Source organism: Brucella sp. 22210 (assembly GCF_052045675.1).
In the GTDB taxonomy this organism is placed as follows: Bacteria; Pseudomonadota; Alphaproteobacteria; order Rhizobiales; family Rhizobiaceae; genus Brucella.
Map to the genome: position 1 here is coordinate 217,712 of NZ_JBQEPD010000007.1, position 19,590 is coordinate 237,301.

The following is a 19,590-nucleotide window of genomic DNA, read 5'->3' on the forward strand; positions in this document are numbered from 1 at the left end:
TATGGTACAGCCACTGGGTTATCTCAAGGAAAGCGCATCCCAGACCGCGGGCCCTTACGTCCATATCGGATTGACGCCGAATTTCGTCGGCATCCATGGCGTCTTCGCGGAAGATCTCGGAACGAGCCCGCTAACCAACGACAAGACGCTGGGCGAGCGCGTGACCATCAAGGGTCGCGTTCTTGACGGCATAGGCGCGCCGCTGCGCGATGCGCTGGTGGAAATCTGGCAGGCCGATGCCACGGGACTGTACAACAGCCCTTCGGAAACCGGCGGCAAGGCCGATCCCAATTTCCGTGGATGGGGCCGCTGCCCAACCCATATGGAAACCGGCGAATTCACTTTCGAGACGATCAAGCCCGGTCGCGTTCCCTTCCGGGACGGACGCCTGATGGCGCCGCATATCCTTTTCTGGATCGTCGCGCGCGGCATCAATCTCGGCCTGCACACACGCATGTATTTCTCCGACGAGGCCGACGCCAATGCGGAAGATCCGGTGCTGGCGCGCGTCGAGCACCGCATGCGCGTCCCGACCTTGATCGGTCAGCGCGAAGGTGACATCTATACTTTCGACATCCACTTGCAGGGCGAAAAAGAAACAGTCTTTTTCGATATTTGACGCATGAGCATTTCGGTATTCGAACATCCGTTTCTGGCAGGACTTTTTGGCGATGACGAAGAGATTTTAAGTCTCTTCACCGCGGCTGCGGATATTGCCGGAATGGTCCGCTTCGAAGTGGCGTTATCGGATGCCCAGGCTTCACTGGGGATTATCCCCCATGAAGCCGCCAATGCGATCAGGCTTGCAGCCGAGACTTTTGAACCGGACCTGTCCGTTCTTGAAAGCGGGACTGCACGGGATGGCGTCATCATCCCGGCACTCGTCAAGGAACTGCGTCAGGCGACCGGTCCGGAATTCGCGGCCCAACTGCATTTTGGCGCAACCAGCCAGGACGTTATCGATACGAGCCTGATGCTGCGGCTGCGTGAGGCAAACGCCATTTTACGCGGTCGGCTGCAACATTTGTCCGACCGCTTCAAATGGCTTGATGCGACCTTCGGCAAAAATGGCCTGACGGCCTATACCCGGATGCAGGCCGCCATCCCCGTAACGGTTTCAGACCGCATCACGAGCTGGCAGACGCCAATCGCCGATTATGAGCAGAAGCTCGCCGCTCTCGCCTTCCCGCTGCAATTCGGCGGAGCTGCCGGAACACTGGAAAAGTTTGGCGAAAATGGCCCTGCACTGCGCGCCCTTCTGGCAGAAAAACTCGGCCTCTGCGACCGACCGCAATGGCAAAGCCAGCGCGCATTCATTGCCGAGTTTGGCAGTCTTCTGTCGCTGATCACTGGCACGCTTGGCAAATTCGGACAGGACATCGCGCTGATGGCCGAGCTTGGGGCAGAGCTTTCCCTGTCGGGCGGTGGCGGCTCATCCGCCATGCCGCACAAGCAAAACCCGGTGGGTGCTGAAGTGCTGGTCAGCCTCGCCCGTTTCAACGCGGTTCAGGTTTCAGGCCTGCATCAGTCGATGGTGCATGAGCAGGAACGCTCGGGCGCGGCATGGATGCTGGAATGGATGATCCTGCCCCAGATCGTGACCGCCACCGGCAGCGCGCTCAATCTGGCCTTGGCACTCGTAGACAAGATCGTTCGTATCGGTATCGAGTAAACACCCCTTCTTCGTATCAAAATTCGACGCTATCGCCGCCTGAATACGGAACCATTTGTGTTTTCAGGCGTTTAGATGCGTTGTTCCATACGGAGGGTTGCACATGAACATATTGAAAAAGGCGTGCGCGGGGACCTTGGCGCTGGTCTTTGGTATCACATCTATCGTTCCGAGCATGGCTGCGCCGATGAACCTTGAGCGTCCTGCGCTTAATCAGAATGTCGAACAGGTTCGAGATGATCGCCGTCCGCCGCGGGGCCATGCCCAGCGTCATAAACGTCCGCCGAGCAATGCCCACAGGCCAGGCCGCCCGCCGCATCACGCCAACAGGCCGGGGCGTCCGCCACACAGCAGCCACCGGCCTTCGAACCGCCCCGGCTACTGGCACGGTCATCATGGCTCGCGCTATTATCGCAACGGTTATCGCCGCCACAGCGACGGCTGGTGGTATCCGCTGGCAGCCTTCACCGCCGGTGCGATTGTCGGTGGCGCGCTCAACCAGCCGCGTGTTGTGCACACCAACAACCACGTGTGGTGGTGCCAGAACCGTTATCGCACCTATCGCGTTTCGGATAACACTTTCCAGCCGAACAGCGGCCCACGCAGACAGTGCGTTTCGCCCTATCGGTAAGAGAACCATCGACAAACGGAAAGCGCCCCGCGGGGCGCTTTTTTATTGCCTGACGATATGCTGAAGGCGTTGTGGCAACAGTGATCGCAAAGCAACGTGCCGGCACATCTTTCTTCTGGACGCTTTGTTCAAGCAGGAATAAGCAATCTCGACGTCCGTCCTGCCCACAATTGAGAATTTCTACAATTCGATTGCTTTGCGACATGACAGACGGTTTTGGAACATGCGTAGCAGAAAAAATGTGCTGAATTCGCTCTGCAACGCCGGTTCATCTTTCGCATGTCGGACCTCATCGCATGCCCGCAGCATCCATCATGCAGGCGGCTTTAGGCGTTCGACACAAGACCGAGTTTGACCCCGAGTTTGACATGTCGCAGACGACCGCCCCAGAGAGCCCCGTAACGAGCCCAACCCCTTCCAACGCCCAATCCTTTGGTCAGCGCTGGGCCATGCCAATTCTGGTGGCCGGCGGCTTTGCCATTGCCAGCTCGCCGATTTTCGTTCGTCTTTCAGAAGTTGGCCCGCTTGCCACCGGATTCTGGCGCGTGGCGCTGGCGGTCATCCCGCTCATGCTGATGAGCGGGCGTGAGCGCGGTGACATCAAGGACAATGCGCGCCTCACCCTCACGGACTGTCTGCTGCTTGCCGTGCCTGGCCTGTTCATCGCTGCCGATCTCGGCGCGTGGCATTTGTCGCTGCATTACACATCAGTCGCCAATGCGACGCTTCTCGCCAATATGGCCCCGATCTTCGTAACGCTTGCGGCATGGCTGCTCTATAAGGCACATGTCAGCCAGTCGTTTATCATCGGGCTGGTGGTTGCCGTCCTCGGCGTGGTCGTGCTGAAAGGCGGCCCCGGCGAACTCCTGCATTCGCAATCATCCGGCGATGCGCTCGCGCTCCTCGCGGCTGTCTTCTATGCCGGATACATTCTGTCGGTCGGGCGCTTGCGCAACCGCTTTTCGACCATGCGTATCATGCTCTGGAGCAGCGCCATTGCAGCAATCGTATCGCTGCCGGTCGCTTATTTTGCAGAAGGGCAGATCATGCCCACCACGCTCTATGGCTGGCTTGTGCTGGCGGGCCTTGCATGGCTCACCCATGCCGCCGGACAAAGCATGATCGCCTATGCTCTGGCCTTTCTGCCCGCTTCCTTCTCGTCGCTCACCTTGCTGCTTCAGCCGGTTGTGGCGGCGTTCCTCGCCTGGACTATTCTGTCCGAGCCGCTCGGCATGATGCAGGGGCTTGGCGGCGCGATTGTCATCGCCGGTATTCTCATCGCCCGCAGGGGATAAAAAAAGCCCCGCATGAGCGGGGCTTTTCCATCTCTAGACTACCGATTATTCGGCAAGCCATTCCTTGATGCGATCCGGGTGGTCGGCGATATATTTATCGACGGCCTTCTCGTAAGACGTCTGCTGTGCGTCGAACATTGCCGATTCAAGTTCGTTGATCGGAATGTCGATCTTGGTCAGTAGCGCCGCGACCTTCGGGTTTTCTTCCTTGAAGCCCTTGCGGACGATAGCGTCCACATGCTCTGCACCGCCCAGCGCGCCTTCAGGATCGGCGATATAGCGCAGTTGGTACTTGCCGAACATCCAGTGCGGGCTCCACGACGTTGCCACAAACCAACCGTCCGAACGGGTTGCGCGATCAACCGTCGTCAACATGGCCGCTTCACTCGAAATATTGAGCTTGTAATCGAGCCCGTATTTCTTGATTGCTTCCTGCGACAGACGTGTCAGACCGGCGCCCGGATCGATACCCTGAATTTCGCCCTTCAGCTTTTCCTTCACTTCCGGCTTCTTCAGATCGGCAATAGAGCTGATCTCGCTTTCCGGGATGTAATCGGGAACGATCCAGCCAAGCTTTGCACCTTCATAGAGCGGTCCGAGATTTTCGACCTTGCCCTCGATGCGCTTGTAGTAATCAGCGTGGGTTTCCGGCAACCAGGCCATCAGCATGGCATCGATATCGCCACGGCTCACGCCCTGATAAAGCGGTGCAACATCGGTCTGCACCAGCTCGACCTTCTGGCCGAGATTGTCTTCGATCAGCTTCTTGGTCAGCTTGGTGACGAACTCGGCATCGGACCACGGGGCCCAGCCGATCTTTACCGTCTTACCGTCCTGGGCAAAGGCCGCGCCCATTGTCATGGTACCCGCCACCACTGCAGCCAGACCGAAACCTGCAAGTTTCTTCAACATGCCTACTCCTTTTCGATTGGATTCAGTTCCCGTTTTATTATTCTTTGGAGCGCATTTTTGCCCGAAAACCGGTTCCCATTTTTCGGAATGCACTGCCATTATTTTATTGTTCTGTTTCATGCTTCCTGCTTGCGAAAGGATGAGGCAGACTGTGTGTCTGCCGCCTTTCTCATTGATGCCAGCCGCTTGAAGAAGCCGGTGCCATTTCCCTTGCCGAAGCTCTGGGTGATGCGGTCGAGAATGACCGCCAGAATGACCACGGCCAGACCGCCTTCGAAGCCAAGGCCCACATTGAGGCGCTGAATGCCGGTCAGGACTGTATTGCCAAGACCGCCTGCGCCGATCATCGACGCGATGACCACCATCGACAGGGACAGCATGATTGTCTGGTTCACGCCGGCCATGATCGACGGCATGGCGTTCGGCAGCTGCACCTTGAACAGGAGCTGTCGCGACGTGCAGCCGAAGGCCAGACCCGCTTCAACAAATTCCGCGTGAACCTGACGAATGCCGAGATTGGTCAGGCGCACCACTGGCGGCATGGCAAAGATCACCGTTGCAATCGTGCCGGGCACGGCGCCAAGGCCGAAAAACATCGCCGCCGGAATAAGATAGACGAAGGCTGGCATTGTCTGCATCAGGTCGAGCACCGGGCGCACAATCGACGCCACCATGTCGCTGCGCGCCATGGCGATACCCAGCGGGATGCCGATCACCATCGCGATAACGGTCGATGCCAGGACCAGCGACAGGCTTTCCATTGTGCCACTCCACAATTCCATGTGGATGATGAGCGCCAATGCGAGAATGGTGAAGATCGCGAACTTCCAGCCGACGCGCCACAGCGCGAGCAGGGTGAGGATGGCCACACCGACGACAGGTGGAATTGCGATGAGAGCGTTTTGAATACCATCGGTAACAAAGCCGATGGCCGCTGCGATTATGTCGAGTGCAGGCGTGAAATGGTCGAGAATGTAATTGACCACCACATCAGCCGCACCACCAACACTGAAATTCAAATCCATGTTTTACCGTCCATTTCCGTATTTCTGGACTGGGTGGGAAGCATTTCCAGCAAAAGTGCGAAGCGGTTTTGCGTCCGGAAATGCGTCAATAAATGCATGCGAGAAAAATCTGGAGGCGGGCAATCAGCCCGCACGACCCAAAGTTTCAAGCAATGACGATTTGCTGATCGCGCCAACGTAGCGGTTCTGCCGGTCGGTGACGGGCATCGGCCAAGGGCTGGCTGCAACCTGCGTCAGCAGACCGGACAACGGCGCTTCCGCCTCGATGGCAGTCACATCGTCAAGTCGCGTTCCGGCTTCGGCGACAGCGCCCTTGGCGAGCGCATCCCGGCTGACAAGGCCGCGATAGGTGCGGTCGGCATCAACCAGCACGCCAAACACCTTGCCGCTGGCATCAAAACGCTCCAGCGCAGTTGCAAGCTGGTCCGGTTCGAACATGATCAGCTCATCCTCGCGGGCGACGTCGGCGGCCTTGAAGACACGCGACACATCCACATTGCGGAAGAAGGACCGGACATAATCGTTGGCAGGCTCCGAGACGATCTCGTTCGGTGTGCCGACCTGTACGACCTTGCCGTGCTGCATGATGCAGATACGGTCGCCAATGCGCATCGCTTCATCAAGGTCATGGCTGACGAAGATGATGGTGCGGCTGTGCTGGGCCTGAAGGCGCTTCAACTCGTCCTGCATCTCCGTGCGGATCAGCGGATCGAGCGCGGAAAACGCTTCATCCATCAGCAGGATGGTCGGCTCGCTGGCCAAGGCCCGCGCCAGACCGACGCGCTGCTTCATACCGCCGGAAAGCTGGTCCGGCATGCTGTTGGCATAAGGTTCAAGACCAACGGCTGCGAGCGCGCTCAGCGCCTTTGCGTGACGCTCGGCTTCACCCATTCCGGCCACTTCAAGGCCGAAGGCGGCGTTGTTCAGCACCGAACGATTGGGCAACAGTGCGAATGACTGGAAAACCATGCTCATGTCGCGGCGGCGAAGGTCGATCAGCTCGCGCTTCGTCATTTTGACGATATCGCGGCCTTCAACTTCGATGGAACCAGCGGTCGGTTCGATCAGCCGATTGAGCAGGCGCAGGAGGGTCGACTTGCCCGAACCGGACAGACCCATGATGACGAATACTTCGCCTTCATAAATATCAAAACTAGCATCGTCGACGCCAATGGTGGCCCCGAGATCGCTGTAAATCTGCGCTTTTGACTTGCCTGCGCGCAACGCTTCCATTGCACGCTCCGGGTCGTCGCCGAAGACTTTAAACACGCCATTCAAGCTTATCTTTGTCTTAGCCGGCGACTTCATACTTTCATCCTTGTATAAAATACCATGCATTAAGTTTAACCCCGCTGTGCTGGCGGACTTAATCTCCTTTTCAAGATTGATAAAACTTCATTCCAGCGCAAATTGCGCACACACGATCTGCGTTCCGCGAACGAAACGCATGGAATGATTAGCGAAAGATTGCCTGATTCTATATAGGTCATTTCCCGACATGTCCACCCACAGCCGTGAATTCATCCAAGCGCACCCATCCCCTTTAGTGATTTTATGAAAGGTTGCGCGACGAAATATGCAGGCTGGCCGGGGCATTTTTAAGTAGGTCGAAGTCGGCCAGCATGAGGACAATAGTAGTCCTCCGCCACTCAATTGCACGAACGGCGTGCGACAAATATGCCATCAGCTGCGACATCAGCCCTATGACTATAGATTGAAGACGAAATAGCTATAATTTGAGAAAAACAGTATGATTATACTATGGATCGACATGTATTCGTCTATACATGAAAATAGGCGCAAACCGGCCTCATTTGCGCCCAAAAAACACCTGAATCCGCTATTTTTTAGCGATATCTCATATAACCAACGAAGCCCGTAATTTTCCAGTGTGCGCCATCGCGACGGCAGAAATAAAGCGTCTGCCAGTTGAGGCGATCGACCGAGCCATCTTTTTTTGCGATGGTGCCGTAAAATTTCTTCCGCGCAACTGCGACATCGCCCGTAATGTCGATAACGCTGAGATCCGTAGCGCGGAAAATGCCCTCTGAAAGAGATTCGGCAAATTCCGTCGCAGCACTTTCCGCCGCCTGTCGCAGCCACTCGTCGCGATAGGCCGCCAATGTCGGGAATCCGGCATCCCATTTATCGGGATCAGCTTCATGATGCGCATGAATGCCAAGGAAGCGCATTTCGTCGAAATCATCGGCCACCAGCGCCCAGTCCTGATTGACGAAAGCCTCGATATCACGCCTCACCAGCATGTCCCAGATCTGCGCGCGATCCTGATCGCCATCGAAAGGATTGATCGTTCCCGTCATCTTCATCCCCTTGCTTGTCGCGGCTCTCTATGCCTCGGCTATATGCATTACAATGATCTCAGTCGCCCAGCGGCAGACGCGGATCGTCGATTTTGAGCGTGTTCAGGCTATGTTTGATCCGGCGCAGGTTTTCCAGCACCTTCGGCCCGCGCGCCTCGGCCGTCGCTGTGGCGATCATGTCGAGAATGGCAAGCAGCGCAAAGCGCGAGGACGTCGGCTTGTAAATATTCCCGTCCTCATCAGCCTGAAACGGAATGATCCTGTCCGCCGCCTGGGAAAGATCGGAATCAGCCGCTGTAATGGCAATCGTCACAGCCCCATATTGCTTCGCCACCAGCACCGCCTCCACCACGGAGCGCGCAAAGCCCGAAACCGAAAAGGCGATCACCGTCGTTTCGGGCGTAGTCACTGCGGCATACATCGGCTGCAACTGGCCATCCACCTGCGCGCTGACCGGAATGCCGAGACGAAACAGCCGGTTTTGCATTTCGGTCGCCAGCATGGAGGAGATACCGCCCGATCCCAGACACAGAACAGGACCGCCAGCAGCCAATCGCTCAGCTGTTTTCATCACCACGGCCATATCCAGCCCATCGCTGGCGCGCTGAAGCGCGGCAATGGCAGCATCCGTTACCGCTGTCGCAATGCGGTTCTCGCCGATGTCGCGAGCGGGGAGTTCAGCGGTCAGATACTGGCCGCCAATGGCCAGTGCCTGCGCCAGAAAGAACTTGAACTCACGCACCCCATCGCAACCGAGCGCACGACAAAAGCGCGTCACCGTCGGTTCGCTCACACTGGCCCGCGCGGCAATGTCGGAGATCGCGGCTTTTGACGCATAATCCGGATCGGCCAGCACCAGCGCAGCCAGTTTGCGGTCGGATTTTGACCCGTCCTGCGCCACGACATGCAGCCGCGTTATGATGTCGGCAACCTTGCTCATGACAATCGGAGCGGCAAGCCGCTGCCCTTTCCCATCGGCCTAGTTTCCTCCGAGAATATCGTCGATGAAAGGCCTGCTGCCCGCAGTCAACCCGGCATCGACCGGCAGGATCGCACCTGTAATCCCCGATGCGCGATCAGAGGCCAGAAAGGCCACCGCCTCCGCCACCTCACGCGTATCAACGATACGCCCCAGCGGATAAAGGCGCTTCAAGCGCTCCAGCACGGCAGGGTTCTGCGCAATGCGGTGATCCCAGGCGGGTGTGCGGATCGATCCCGGACACACGACATTGGCGCGCACGCCCTTTTGTCCGAACTCGACTGCAATGGCCTTGGCGAAAGCGTTGATCCCGGCCTTCGCGGCTGCATAGGCCGGATTGCCAAAATGCAGGACGGCATTGACGGAAGAGATAAACACGAAGACGCCCCGCCCGCGTGCCGCCATAGCCTGCGCCATGACGTTGGAAAACCCGGCCACGGCGGTCAGATTGAGGTCGATTTCCGCCTCGATTTTGCTCTGGACAAGACCGTCGAATGTTTCCGCGCGCGTCCAGCCCGCATTGTTGATGACGATATCCGGCAGACCGTCCGCAGCAATGATTTGCGCTGCCGCTGGCTCCAGCATGCTGCGGTCCAGCAGATCAAAGGCATGGCGGCTATGAAGCTCTTCCGCCGTCAAATGGTCCAATGTTGTGTCGCAGCCGATGACACGCGCGCCATGCGCTGCAAACAGCTTCACAAGCGCACTGCCAACACCGCCGCCTGCGCCGGTGATCAGAACCGATTTTCCCGCAAATTCGCCCGCATGCGCCATGCCATTCCCCGTCGTGATGACGGCTTTTAACTGGTTTGCCGCCTTGATATTTGCAGCAGCGTAAGAGCGAGAATGTAAGTTTGCAACAGAGATTTTTGCTCAACAGAGCCAATAATGTAATAAAATGACAGAGCCGCCTTTGGCACGTCAGCAAGGGCGGCACTGTGCGCCGTGAAACGAAAAAGGGGAGCCAAACCGGCTCCCCTTTTCTCGATAACGCGGTTTATTAAGCCCGCTCGATCACGATTTTCAGCACATTGCGGTCGCTGTCCCAATAGGGCAGCGCCTGTTCGGCTTCGTCGAATGGAAACACTTTCGAGATAAGCTTGTCGGCATCGGCGCCCAGCTTTTCCAGATGTGCGACAACGGCCTCGAAATCGGTCAGCGTCGCATTGCGTGACCCCATAATGTCCAGTTCCTTCAGGTTGAAAAACTGGGTCTGGTAGGTCACTGGCGATTTCGAATAGCCGACATAAACCACACGTCCCGCAAAGCAGGCAAGGTCAACCGCCTGCGTGAAGGTGATTGGCAAGCCAACCGCTTCGAAAGCGACATCCACGCCGTCGTCTCCGGTCAGTTCCATGACCTTTTGCACGACATCTTCGCCGCTCGCCAGAACATGCGTTGCGCCGAATTGCAGCGCCAGTTCGCGCTTTTCGGCGCTCGGATCGATGGCGATCACCTTGGCGCCACGCGCCACCGCGCCGATCAGCACACCCATGCCGATCATGCCGCAGCCGAGCACGGCCACCGTATCGCCAGCCTCGACGCGCCCCCGCGCCACGGCATGGAAGCCCACCGACAGCGGCTCGACCAGCGCCAGATGGCGTGGCTCCAGCGTATCGTTCAGGATCAGCTTTTCGGCAGGCAGCACGATCTGGTCGGCCAGGCCGCCATTCTGCTGCACGCCGAGCGTTTTGTTATAGCGACAGGCATTGAGCCGCCCCTTGCGGCAGGACGAGCACTCGCCGCAATTCGTATAGGGCAGCACGATGACCCGCTTGCCTGCAGCATAAGCCGCATCGACGCCCGCACCGGCCTCGATGATTTCGCCGCCGATTTCATGCCCCGGAATACGCGGCAGCTGCACCAGCGGATTGAGACCCTTGAAGGTGTTCAGATCGCTGCCGCACAGGCCGACATGGCGCACCTTGACGCGCACATGACCGGGCAGCAGCGGCGCTTCATCGATCTCAGCGAAGCGGGTTACGTTTTCGCTCTCGATACGCAGAGCTTTGACCATCGGATATTCCTGTCGATTACATATTGAAAGATGCAGATCAGGTGACGGCGCCGACCTGCCATGGCACAAATTCATTATCGCCATAGTCGTAGATTTCGCTCAGCGTCTTTTCGCCGGAGGCGGCCGCAATGATATATTCGAAGATGCGCGTGCCGGACTCTTCAATGGTTTCCGCGCCGGTGACGATGCCGCCGCAATTGATATCCATGTCTTCCTTCATGTGCTCGTACATTTCGGAATTCGTGGCGATCTTGATGCAAGGCGAAGGCTTGAAGCCGGAAACCGAACCACGGCCCGTCGTGAAGCAGATGACATTGCAGCCGCCCGCCACCTGACCGGTCACGGCCACCGGATCATAGCCCGGCGTATCCATGAAGACGAAGCCCGGCTCGGTGACGGTTTCGGCAAATTCATAGACGGCCTTGAGCGGCATGGAGCCACCCTTGGCAACCGCACCGAGCGACTTTTCCAGAATGGTGGTGAGACCACCAAGCTTGTTGCCATGCGATGGATTGTTGTTGAGTTCATCGCCGTTGCGCGCGGTATAATCGCGCCACCAGTCAATGCGCTGCAACAGCTTTTCGGCCACCGCAGGCGTCACGGCGCGGCGCGTCAGCAGATGTTCTGCGCCATAGATTTCCGGCGTTTCCGCCAGAACGGTCGTGCCGCCATTGCGCACGATAAGGTCCGAGGCATAGCCCAGCGCCGGGTTGGCCGATATGCCGGAATAACCGTCCGAACCGCCGCATTCCAGCGCCACTTTCAGCTTCGACAAGGGCTGCTTGGTGCGCACCGCAGAATTGACCAGCGGCAGCATTTCCTTGATCTCGGAAATCGCATGATCGATGGTCTTGCGCGTGCCGCCATGCTGCTGGATCGTCATGGTGCGCAGGCGCGTGCCTTCTTCCATGCGATAATGTTCGAGGATCGGCGCGATCTGGTTGGTTTCGCAGCCAAGACCGATCAGCAGGATGCCGCCAAAATTCGGGTGCTTGGCATAGCCCTGAATGGTGCGGATCAACAGGCGATAGCCTTCCGACTTGGTGTTGATCGCGCAGCCGCTGCCGTGCGTCAGCGCGACGACGCCATCGACATTGTCGAAACCATCAAGACCGCCCATGCGGTTGAAATAGTCGGCGATATAACGCGACACGGTGGCCGAGCAGTTCACCGACGAGATGACGCCGATATAATTGCGTGTGCCGACACCGCCAGCGCCGCGATCATAACCCATGAAATGGCGGCGTTCGGCTTCCGGTAGCATGCCGCGTTCTTCGATATCGATGGAGAACTGGTGCTCATGTTCGGAAGGCAGCATTGCGAGGTTTTGCAGATGCACATGCTCGCCGGCTTCAATGTCCTTGGTGGCGACGCCGATGACCTGTCCGTATTTCAGAACTTCCTTGCCTTCTGGAATGGCGCGAATGGCAACCTTGTGGCCACGACCGATCAGCTCGCGGGCATGGATGCCTTCCAGCCCGATGGGGTCGCCAGCGCGAACGGAAATGCGCGCAACCGCGACGTCGTCGGATGGATGCAGCAGGATGACCGGCGTTGCAGCCGGGGAAACGGAAATATTCATATGTCTGACCTCACTCCCAATTCATGTCGCCGCGAATGACCTGTCACGCGGCTCGTTATCCATCCAACGCTGTTTGGATTGCTCCAGATGCGTTCGCATGGCCGCCTGCGCCTGAAGCGGATCCCTCGCCTCCAGCGCCGCATAGATGATTTCGTGCTCTGCCAAAGCCAGAACCCACGTATCGTTATTCTCAAACCGCGTCCTGATCTGCGACGTCAGCGGGCTGTGCCGCTCGTCGAAGAGGTCGCGGATGATCCGCACCACCACCGAATTGCCCGCCTGTTCGGCCAGCAACAGGTGAAACTGCCGGTCAAGCTCCATCGCCCGGCGGTCGACATGCACATTGGCCCGCATCTCGTCGAGCGTCGCGCGCAATGCGGCAAGCGGCTCCGGCGTCATGCGCGCGCAGGCCATCACGACCACGCTGCCTTCAATCAGCTCGCGCGCCTGCATGATTTCCAGCGGGCTTTCGCCAATGGATACACCTTGCGTAACGACACGCTTTTCCGGATCGGCATTGACATAGATGCCGGAACCCATACGGATTTCGACATTGCCGGCAATCTCGAGAGCGATCAGCGCCTCACGCAGCGACGGGCGCGACACACCCAGTTGCTGGGCAAGCTCGCGCTCAGCCGGAAGCCTGCTTCCCGCCGGAAACTGCCCGTCCTGAATCAGATTTCTGACCCGGTCGGCAATCTGCTGGTAAAGCCTGCGAGGTTCCGCTGTGGCCGCAAAGTCGCTCATCATCACTCCCAAATTGGCCTTACCATAATTCCAGCCAACGGGAAGCGCAATATGCCTGAATCGGTGCGAAAATGCGGCAAATCGCGCGGCGCTCCAGAAAAATTCAACCCTATTTCTGCGGTCAGAACCTATTGGCTTGACCAATTTGGCGCAGATCGCGTAGCACTACGGTTACAAATTCGGGAGCATGCCATGCAAAACAAGCCAGCGATTCTTCAATTCGGCACCAGCCGTTTTCTGCTCGCCCATGCCGATTTCTTCGTCGCCGAAGCGCTGGCGACGGGTGATGCAATCGGCACGATTGCCGTGGTGCAGACAACGTCCAATCCGCAGAGCGCGCAACGCATCGCAGCACTGAATGAAGGCAAGACCTATCCCGTCGTGATCCGCGGTCTGGTCGATGGCAAGCCGTCGGAAACGGAGCACAACGCCAAGGGCGTGACCGCCGCTTATTCCGCACATACCGACTGGGCCGAGATTCTCGATCTCGGCGCGACTGTTCAGGTTATCCTCTCGAACACTGGCGACAAGGGCTATGAACTGGACGCGAGCGACGACGCTTCGCTGCTCGCCAATCCGCAGACCCTGCCGAAGAGTTTTCCCGCCAAGCTGCTCGTACTTCTGCACCATCGCTGGAAGAACAACCCGGAAGCACCGCTCTCGATTTTCCCGTGCGAGCTGATTTCCCGCAACGGCGACAAGCTGCGCGCCATCCTGATCGGGCTGGCGCAGGAATGGAAACTGCCGAGCGGTTTTGTCGAATGGCTGGAAACGCGCTGCGTCTTTGCCAATAGTCTGGTGGACCGCATTGTCTCCGAAGCGATTGAGCCGGTCGGCGCTATCGCCGAACCCTATGCGATCTGGGCTATCGAACAGGCGCAAGGCCTGACGCTGCCATGCCGCCACAAGGATATCGTCGTGACCGACGATCTGGCGCGCTATGAGCGGCTGAAGCTTTATCTGCTCAATCTCGGCCATAGCTTCATTGCCGAACGATGGGTGAAGGGAAATCGCCCCAAAGACGAAATCGTGCTGGAAGCCATGCAGGATGAAACCATCCGCAACGAGCTGGAAGCCCTGTGGCGCGAGGAAGTACTGCCGGTATTTGCAGCCGATGGACTAGGCGATGCGGCGGAAGCCTATGTGGTTTCCGTTCGTGAGCGTTTTCTCAACCCGTTCCTGAAGCACCGCATTGCCGACATTGCTTCCAATCACGAAGAAAAGAAGCAGCGCCGCTTTGCTCCGATCATTGCCCGCGCGGAAGAATTGGGGCTCGGACTGGAACAGCGCCGCTTGAAAGCCGCTTTAAACTAGCACTACAGTTGCAAATTCGTCAGGCCGCGGCGAAACGAGTGATTTTTGAGCACCGGAGCGCAGGAAATTGCTCGTTGCAGACCGGCATCACGAGGAATGCAACTATAGTGCTAAGCTGTACGCAGTTGCAGCACCGGCGCTTCATACACACGCCCCGGTGCGCAATAGCGGATATGACAACCGCTGGCACCCATATGCTCGACCTCCACATCAACTCCAAATACGGAACTGATACGCTCCGCCGTTAACACGTCTCGCGGTGCGCCGAGCGCCACCAGCCGCCCCTTATCCATCACCGCAATACGGTCGCAGAACATGGCTGCATGATTGAGGTCGTGCAGCGCTGCCACCACGGTCAGCCCGTTGGTCTGGCTCTGCCGGCGGACGAGATCGAGAAGCCCGATCTGATGACCGATGTCGAGGTGATTGGTCGGCTCATCCAGCAGCAAGATGCGCGGCTGCTGCGCCAGAGCGCGGGCAATATGCAGGCGCTGGCGTTCTCCGCCCGACAGCGTATGCCAGTTGCGTTTGGCCAGATGCGTCATATCCACATGCGCCAGCGCATGATCGACGATGGCGTCATCTTCAGCAGACCAAGGTGACAGAGCGCCGAGATAGGGCGTGCGCCCAAGCTCCACCGCCTGACGCGCCGTGATACGCTCGGTCGTTTCCGCCTGCTGTTCGACCAGCGCCAAAAGGCGCGCAATCTCGCGGCGGTTGAAGCGTTCAATCGGCGCTTCGCCGAGTTGCACCGCACCGCTGCGCGGACGCTTCAGACCTGAAAGCAGTGACAGAAGTGTCGTCTTGCCGGAGCCGTTCGGCCCGATAATGCCGAGAAACTCACCTTCAATCACCTCAAGCGAGACGCCGCTCAGGATTTCCGCGCCGCCCGCCATCCAGGAAACATTTTGCGCCGTCAGCATCATGCGCGCGCCCTCCTCTGTCCGAGCAACAGCGCAAAGGCCGGAGCGCCGACCAGCGCTGTCACAACCCCGATAGGCAGCACCTGTCCCGGCACGATAATGCGCGACACGATATCTGCCGCAATCATGAAGATTGCACCGATCAGCGCACTGACCGGCAATAATGCGCCATGCCGCACGCCAACGATCATCCGCGCCGCATGGGGTATGACAAGACCGATAAAGCCGATGGACCCGACGATGGAAACCATCACCGCCGTCATCATGGCGCTGGTGCCAATCAACACCGCATAGACGCGCCGCACCGGAATGCCGAGCGAAGCGGCGGATTCCGCACCAAACGTGAAGGCATCGAGCGCGCGGGCATGCCACAGGCAGATGATCAGGCCGATCAGACAGGCAGGCAGCGCCAGCGTCACATCGGGCCAGCGCACGCCGGAAAGATTGCCGAGAAGCCAGAACATGATGCCCCGCGCCTGTTCGGCATTGGCTGCCTTTGTCACGATAAACGAGGTCAGTGCGTTGAAAAGTTGCGAGCCGGCTATACCGGCCAGAATGATGGCGCTGTTGCCGCGCCCGGCTTTCAGCGCCAGCAGCGAAACCAGAACGAAGGCGAGTATCGCCCCGATGAATGCGCCGAGCGAAAGGGTGAGAACGCCAGCGCCGATGCCAAGAATGGCGACGCTGACGGCCCCGGTCGAAGCCCCGGCGGAGATGCCCAGAATATACGGATCTGCGAGCGAATTGCGCAGCAGCGATTGCAGCACAACGCCGGAAAGCGCCAGCGCTGCGCCGCAGCATGCCGCCACCACGGCGCGGCTGAGACGATAGCTCCACACGATCCCCTCATCGATGGGATCGAGCACATAGCCTGCGTGCCACAGCCGGTTTGCGACGGTCTTCGCCACCACATCGAGCGGTATGGCGGTTTCACCAATCGCCGCGCCAAGCCAAAGGGCGGCAAGCAGCAGAATGAGCGCCAGAACCCCGACGCTCACCTTGTTGCTGAAAGGAAGCCTTCCTATGGCCACCAAAGCTGTCATTTGTTGAGGTCCGAAGCAGCGATGGCCGCCGCCAGCGTTTCAATACCCTCAATCACCCGCAGCGATGTGCTCATCGACTGCGCATCCATGTCGAAGACATGGCCGCCCTTGACGGCTGGCATCAGGCTTGTCACCGGATCGCTTTCGAGGAACTTGTGCTTCACAGCAATATCGTCCGCCGGATAGCGGCGACGGTCCAGTTTGGCAGCCACGATCATCGACGGGTTGGACTTTGCAATCGTCTCCCAGCCGACCGTCGGCCACTCTTCTTCGCTGTCGACCACGTTCTTGATGCCAAGCGCCGACAGGATATAGGCCGGAGCGCCAAACTTACCGGCGATATAGGGATCGGCGTCGATCTGCGTGCTGGAGAACCAGACCGCAGCGGAGAGCTTGCCGCCGCTGGCACCGATCTTGCTGCGCGCCGCTTCTTCGCGTCCCTTCAGCTCGGCAATCAGCTTTTCACCACGATCCTGCACATTGAAGATCGCGGCCAGCTCGCCGATTTCCTGATAGACGACATCCATCGTGAAGGCCGCCGTGCGCACCCCGTCGCCACCGCCGGAATTATCCTTGCCGACGCAATCCGAAGGCGACGTATAGGCCGGTATGCCCAGTTCCTCGAACTGTTCCGGCTTGGCGACGATGCCGTTCGGTCCGACATGCCACTGGAAATCTGCTGTCACGATATCGGGCTTCTGCGCCAGAACACTCTCAAAGCTCGGATCATTATCGGCCAGCCGCTTGACCTTGGCATTGACCTCTTCAAAGCCCTTGAGCACCGGGCCAAACCACACTGCCGTGCCGACCACCTTGTCGCCGAGACCGAGGCTGTACAGAATTTCCGTGCTGCTTTGGCCAACAGCCACCGCGCGCGTCGGGGCCTGTTTGAAAGTAACGTCGCGTCCGCAATTCTTCAGCGTCAGCGGATAGTGCGTTTCTGCAGCCTGAAGTGCCGGCACGCCTGCAAACAATGAAAGAGCGCATAGCGCTGCGCGAAACGACGTCTTGCCGTGGAATGTCATGAGAATCCCCGAAATGATGAAAATGTAGCCACGTCAGCAAGCGACGGCGATAAGGCACCGTGAGCAAACGGAGATATCCGGGGATATGAACGACGGTGTAAAAAAGCGCCTTGCAGCGCGATGTGCTGTCATAACCTGCTCCTGCTCCGGGCATCCCCGCCCGTGACAATGGATGATGGTGGGCTCAAGGCCCTATGACGGCAGGTCTCCTGGCTTGCGGATGGTCGCTTCCATCTGCCTTCCCGTGTCGTTCAGCTTTCGCCGATCAAACACAGTGGCATGACGCATGTCAGCGTCACGAGGATGGACAGCAATCCGCTTACAGTTGCGGGGGCAGCCACGGTCTCGGTCCCTTTTCGGATCGTCCTCACCGTGTTCCCTATTAATCCCCTTCACTCTCGGTCGGGGAACCGTCGTAACACTATTACGTTCCGATGCCGGAACGGTCAAGTGTTTCCATCCAGTTCTGACGCGTTGGCCACACATAAAGCCATGGTTAATAAAGTGTTAATATCACATTGATTTTATTTAATGTTTCAAAATGCTGCCATTCATCTTCCGTTCATTCGTCTCCCAATAGTGTCAACCCAACACCAAAGGAGAACATGATGTTCAAAAAAGTCATTCTTGCAGCCGTAGCCCTTTCCTTCATCGGCGCGCCACTGGCAGCACAGGCGCAGGATTATCAGCGCAAGCCGGGTCCGCATCGCATGGAGCAGAAGCCACGCCCGTCGCATGGCAAGGAATTCGGCCGCAATGATCGTCGCGATCATGGCCGTCAGAACTGGTCCAAGGGCCAGCGTTACAATGACTGGCGCCGTCATCCGGAAGTCCGTGATTATCAGCGTTATGGCCTCCGCCGTCCAGGTCCGGGCCAGCGTTGGGTGAAGGTCGACAACCAGTTCCTGCTGGTCACCACCGCAACGGGCATCATTGCTGGCATTCTAGCTGGCCGCTAAGGGCAGCAAAGTCTGAAGCTATCGCCATTATGCAAAACATCGGCCAGAGCCCAGCTCTGGCCGATGTTTTTTGATCTTCGAAAAGCGCAACCGAAACCGGCTCGTCGAACGCACACAGCGGACGCCTAAAACAGTCAGTGAAAGCAGTCTATCGGTTACGGGCCTTCATCAATATCCAGACAAGGACCACCATCACGACAAGCCCGATGGCCAACCCCACAAGGCCGCCATAAACCGCATCAGTACTGCCACCGATCAGCGCACCAATGCCAGCCCCTAAAATCAGCAGGATAAGCGGCGGCAAGCATCCGACCATTGCGATGTCCTTGAAAATAACCTTCAAAGCCGCATATCTAGCCAAATTTACCGCAAGCGACAACGGCTTCACGGCGAGATTGTCCAATCCCGCAGTAAACTCAACGTGTTAGTGAAATGGCCTGGGAGAGAAATGGTACGGTCGGTTGGTATCAAACTGTTCCACACACTATTGTTTTTATTATCTTATTTTCATTGCGAACCCGAAATTGTAGCACAGTTTGTAACACAGTAAATTGCACGATTTGTAGCACGTTCATGCACAGCAATTTAGCGTCTTGACGACGAACTCCAATGAGAACAAAATGGGAACATATAAATTAGCAGGAGGAAGCCATGAACGCTCTTGTGCAAAATTATGAAGACGAAATTCAGCAGGTTCTCGCCTACCACAGGGGAGATGTGCACGCGGCCATTGAGGCGCTCCTGAAAGACCGTGACTTTCTGGCGCGCGAAGTCGAACTTTCTCGCCTCGCCATTACGCATGGCCAACGCGCTGACCTATTCAAGAGGGCAGCGTGATGAAAACGTTCCAAGTCGCCCTTCCTGAAGCTTATGCTCTGAAATGCGCCCGGCGCGAAGTGCATCGCGACGCCGACCGCCTTGGTGCCAGCTTGCCTCATCGCATGGCGCGCCAGTCGGGCGTGGATTTCTGCGTATTCAGCTTCCCGACAGAAAGGCTCATGGGCGCCTTTATGCGACGGCATGGCGGGAAGCCATTCGGCAGCGCTGGAATAGCCCCCTAATTGCCCGGACAGTTTCTGCCACTTAAATAAGTGATAGGACTACTGTTCACATTATGACTGGTAATAGCATTAAGATGGAAATTC

21 protein-coding genes and 1 riboswitch are annotated in these 19,590 nt (G+C 57.9%); of the genes, 8 read left to right on the forward strand and 13 right to left on the reverse strand.

The genetic code is table 11. The features are described from left to right. Position 1 precedes the first annotated feature (1 nt). The 4 genes from pcaG to ACTJKP_RS11995 all read left to right on the forward strand — a co-directional run bounded on the left by pcaG (position 2) and on the right by ACTJKP_RS11995 (position 3,598). A complete protein-coding gene (gene pcaG / locus ACTJKP_RS11980; RefSeq protein WP_078336732.1) occupies positions 2 to 619 on the forward strand; it encodes a protocatechuate 3,4-dioxygenase subunit alpha in 618 nt (205 codons plus the stop codon). A 3-nt stretch (positions 620 to 622) separates the two neighbouring features. Beyond that, positions 623 to 1,672: a 3-carboxy-cis,cis-muconate cycloisomerase gene (locus ACTJKP_RS11985; protein WP_440630814.1), complete on the forward strand. Its 1,050-nt coding sequence runs from the start codon at positions 623 to 625 to the stop codon at positions 1,670 to 1,672. A gap of 103 nt (positions 1,673 to 1,775) precedes the next feature. Then, complete coding sequence (locus ACTJKP_RS11990; protein ID WP_440630815.1) at positions 1,776 to 2,303, forward strand: BA14K family protein; 528 nt, start codon at positions 1,776 to 1,778, stop codon at positions 2,301 to 2,303. A gap of 368 nt (positions 2,304 to 2,671) precedes the next feature. Next, on the forward strand, positions 2,672 to 3,598 hold the full coding sequence (locus ACTJKP_RS11995) for a DMT family transporter (RefSeq protein ID WP_280993183.1): 927 nt from the start codon (positions 2,672 to 2,674) through the stop codon (positions 3,596 to 3,598). Positions 3,599 to 3,643: 45 nt separating this feature from the next. On the opposite strand, the gene ACTJKP_RS12000 is transcribed toward ACTJKP_RS11995, so the two are convergent. From ACTJKP_RS12000 to ACTJKP_RS12040, 9 genes are all read right to left on the reverse strand, one after another. Continuing rightward, on the reverse strand, positions 3,644 to 4,510 hold the full coding sequence (locus ACTJKP_RS12000; protein WP_440630816.1) for a glycine betaine ABC transporter substrate-binding protein: 867 nt from the start codon (positions 4,508 to 4,510) through the stop codon (positions 3,644 to 3,646). Positions 4,511 to 4,626: 116 nt separating this feature from the next. Further along, complete coding sequence (locus tag ACTJKP_RS12005) at positions 4,627 to 5,535, reverse strand: ABC transporter permease (protein WP_440630817.1); 909 nt, start codon at positions 5,533 to 5,535, stop codon at positions 4,627 to 4,629. Positions 5,536 to 5,658: 123 nt separating this feature from the next. Then, positions 5,659 to 6,843, reverse strand: a complete 1,185-nt coding sequence (proV, locus tag ACTJKP_RS12010) for a glycine betaine/L-proline ABC transporter ATP-binding protein ProV (protein WP_440630818.1) — start codon at positions 6,841 to 6,843, stop codon at positions 5,659 to 5,661. A 539-nt stretch (positions 6,844 to 7,382) separates the two neighbouring features. Next, complete coding sequence (locus ACTJKP_RS12015; protein WP_440630819.1) at positions 7,383 to 7,856, reverse strand: hypothetical protein; 474 nt, start codon at positions 7,854 to 7,856, stop codon at positions 7,383 to 7,385. A gap of 58 nt (positions 7,857 to 7,914) precedes the next feature. After that, positions 7,915 to 8,796, reverse strand: coding sequence for a MurR/RpiR family transcriptional regulator (locus ACTJKP_RS12020; RefSeq protein WP_440630820.1), 882 nt, complete (start codon positions 8,794 to 8,796; stop codon positions 7,915 to 7,917). A gap of 39 nt (positions 8,797 to 8,835) precedes the next feature. After that, positions 8,836 to 9,609, reverse strand: a complete 774-nt coding sequence (locus ACTJKP_RS12025; protein WP_078336726.1) for an SDR family oxidoreductase — start codon at positions 9,607 to 9,609, stop codon at positions 8,836 to 8,838. Positions 9,610 to 9,835: 226 nt separating this feature from the next. Next, positions 9,836 to 10,852, reverse strand: coding sequence for a zinc-binding alcohol dehydrogenase family protein (locus ACTJKP_RS12030; protein ID WP_440630821.1), 1,017 nt, complete (start codon positions 10,850 to 10,852; stop codon positions 9,836 to 9,838). A 37-nt stretch (positions 10,853 to 10,889) separates the two neighbouring features. Continuing rightward, a complete protein-coding gene (locus ACTJKP_RS12035) occupies positions 10,890 to 12,434 on the reverse strand; it encodes a UxaA family hydrolase (RefSeq protein ID WP_440630822.1) in 1,545 nt (514 codons plus the stop codon). A gap of 21 nt (positions 12,435 to 12,455) precedes the next feature. Further along, complete coding sequence (locus ACTJKP_RS12040; protein ID WP_078336723.1) at positions 12,456 to 13,181, reverse strand: FadR/GntR family transcriptional regulator; 726 nt, start codon at positions 13,179 to 13,181, stop codon at positions 12,456 to 12,458. Positions 13,182 to 13,373: 192 nt separating this feature from the next. On the opposite strand from ACTJKP_RS12040, the gene ACTJKP_RS12045 reads away from it, so the two are divergent. Further along, positions 13,374 to 14,495 (forward strand): mannitol dehydrogenase family protein, encoded by a 1,122-nt coding sequence (locus ACTJKP_RS12045; RefSeq protein WP_440630823.1) that lies wholly within the window; start codon positions 13,374 to 13,376, stop codon positions 14,493 to 14,495. Positions 14,496 to 14,605: 110 nt separating this feature from the next. Here the strand turns inward: ACTJKP_RS12045 and ACTJKP_RS12050 are convergent, their stop codons facing one another. From ACTJKP_RS12050 to ACTJKP_RS12060, 3 genes are read right to left on the reverse strand one after another with little or no spacing between them, the layout of a single operon-like run. After that, positions 14,606 to 15,421 (reverse strand): ABC transporter ATP-binding protein, encoded by an 816-nt coding sequence (locus tag ACTJKP_RS12050; RefSeq protein WP_440630824.1) that lies wholly within the window; start codon positions 15,419 to 15,421, stop codon positions 14,606 to 14,608. Beyond that, positions 15,418 to 16,461 carry a FecCD family ABC transporter permease gene (locus tag ACTJKP_RS12055; RefSeq protein ID WP_440630825.1) on the reverse strand — a complete coding sequence of 348 codons (1,044 nt, stop codon included), beginning with the start codon at positions 16,459 to 16,461 and terminating at the stop codon, positions 15,418 to 15,420. Before ACTJKP_RS12055 ends, ACTJKP_RS12050 begins: the two co-directional genes overlap by 4 nt. Next, the gene (locus tag ACTJKP_RS12060; protein WP_440630826.1) at positions 16,458 to 17,486 is read right to left on the reverse strand and encodes an ABC transporter substrate-binding protein; all 1,029 of its coding nucleotides are present in this window, start codon (positions 17,484 to 17,486) and stop codon (positions 16,458 to 16,460) included. The genes ACTJKP_RS12055 and ACTJKP_RS12060 overlap by 4 nt, the downstream gene beginning before the upstream one ends. A gap of 182 nt (positions 17,487 to 17,668) precedes the next feature. Next, positions 17,669 to 17,916: riboswitch (cobalamin riboswitch) on the reverse strand. A gap of 178 nt (positions 17,917 to 18,094) precedes the next feature. On the opposite strand from ACTJKP_RS12060, the gene ACTJKP_RS12065 reads away from it, so the two are divergent. Then, the gene (locus tag ACTJKP_RS12065) at positions 18,095 to 18,445 is read left to right on the forward strand and encodes an RcnB family protein (RefSeq protein ID WP_078336719.1); all 351 of its coding nucleotides are present in this window, start codon (positions 18,095 to 18,097) and stop codon (positions 18,443 to 18,445) included. Positions 18,446 to 18,593: 148 nt separating this feature from the next. Here ACTJKP_RS12065 and ACTJKP_RS12070 read toward each other — a convergent pair whose 3' ends face one another. Further along, a complete protein-coding gene (locus tag ACTJKP_RS12070) occupies positions 18,594 to 18,761 on the reverse strand; it encodes a hypothetical protein (RefSeq protein ID WP_440630827.1) in 168 nt (55 codons plus the stop codon). Positions 18,762 to 19,096: 335 nt separating this feature from the next. On the opposite strand from ACTJKP_RS12070, the gene ACTJKP_RS12075 reads away from it, so the two are divergent. Together ACTJKP_RS12075 and ACTJKP_RS12080 are read left to right on the forward strand one after the other, a co-directional pair. Then, positions 19,097 to 19,282 (forward strand): CUE domain-containing protein, encoded by a 186-nt coding sequence (locus tag ACTJKP_RS12075; protein ID WP_113533402.1) that lies wholly within the window; start codon positions 19,097 to 19,099, stop codon positions 19,280 to 19,282. Next, on the forward strand, positions 19,282 to 19,506 hold the full coding sequence (locus ACTJKP_RS12080) for a hypothetical protein (RefSeq protein ID WP_440630828.1): 225 nt from the start codon (positions 19,282 to 19,284) through the stop codon (positions 19,504 to 19,506). The genes ACTJKP_RS12075 and ACTJKP_RS12080 overlap by 1 nt, the downstream gene beginning before the upstream one ends. Positions 19,507 to 19,590 lie beyond the last annotated feature (84 nt).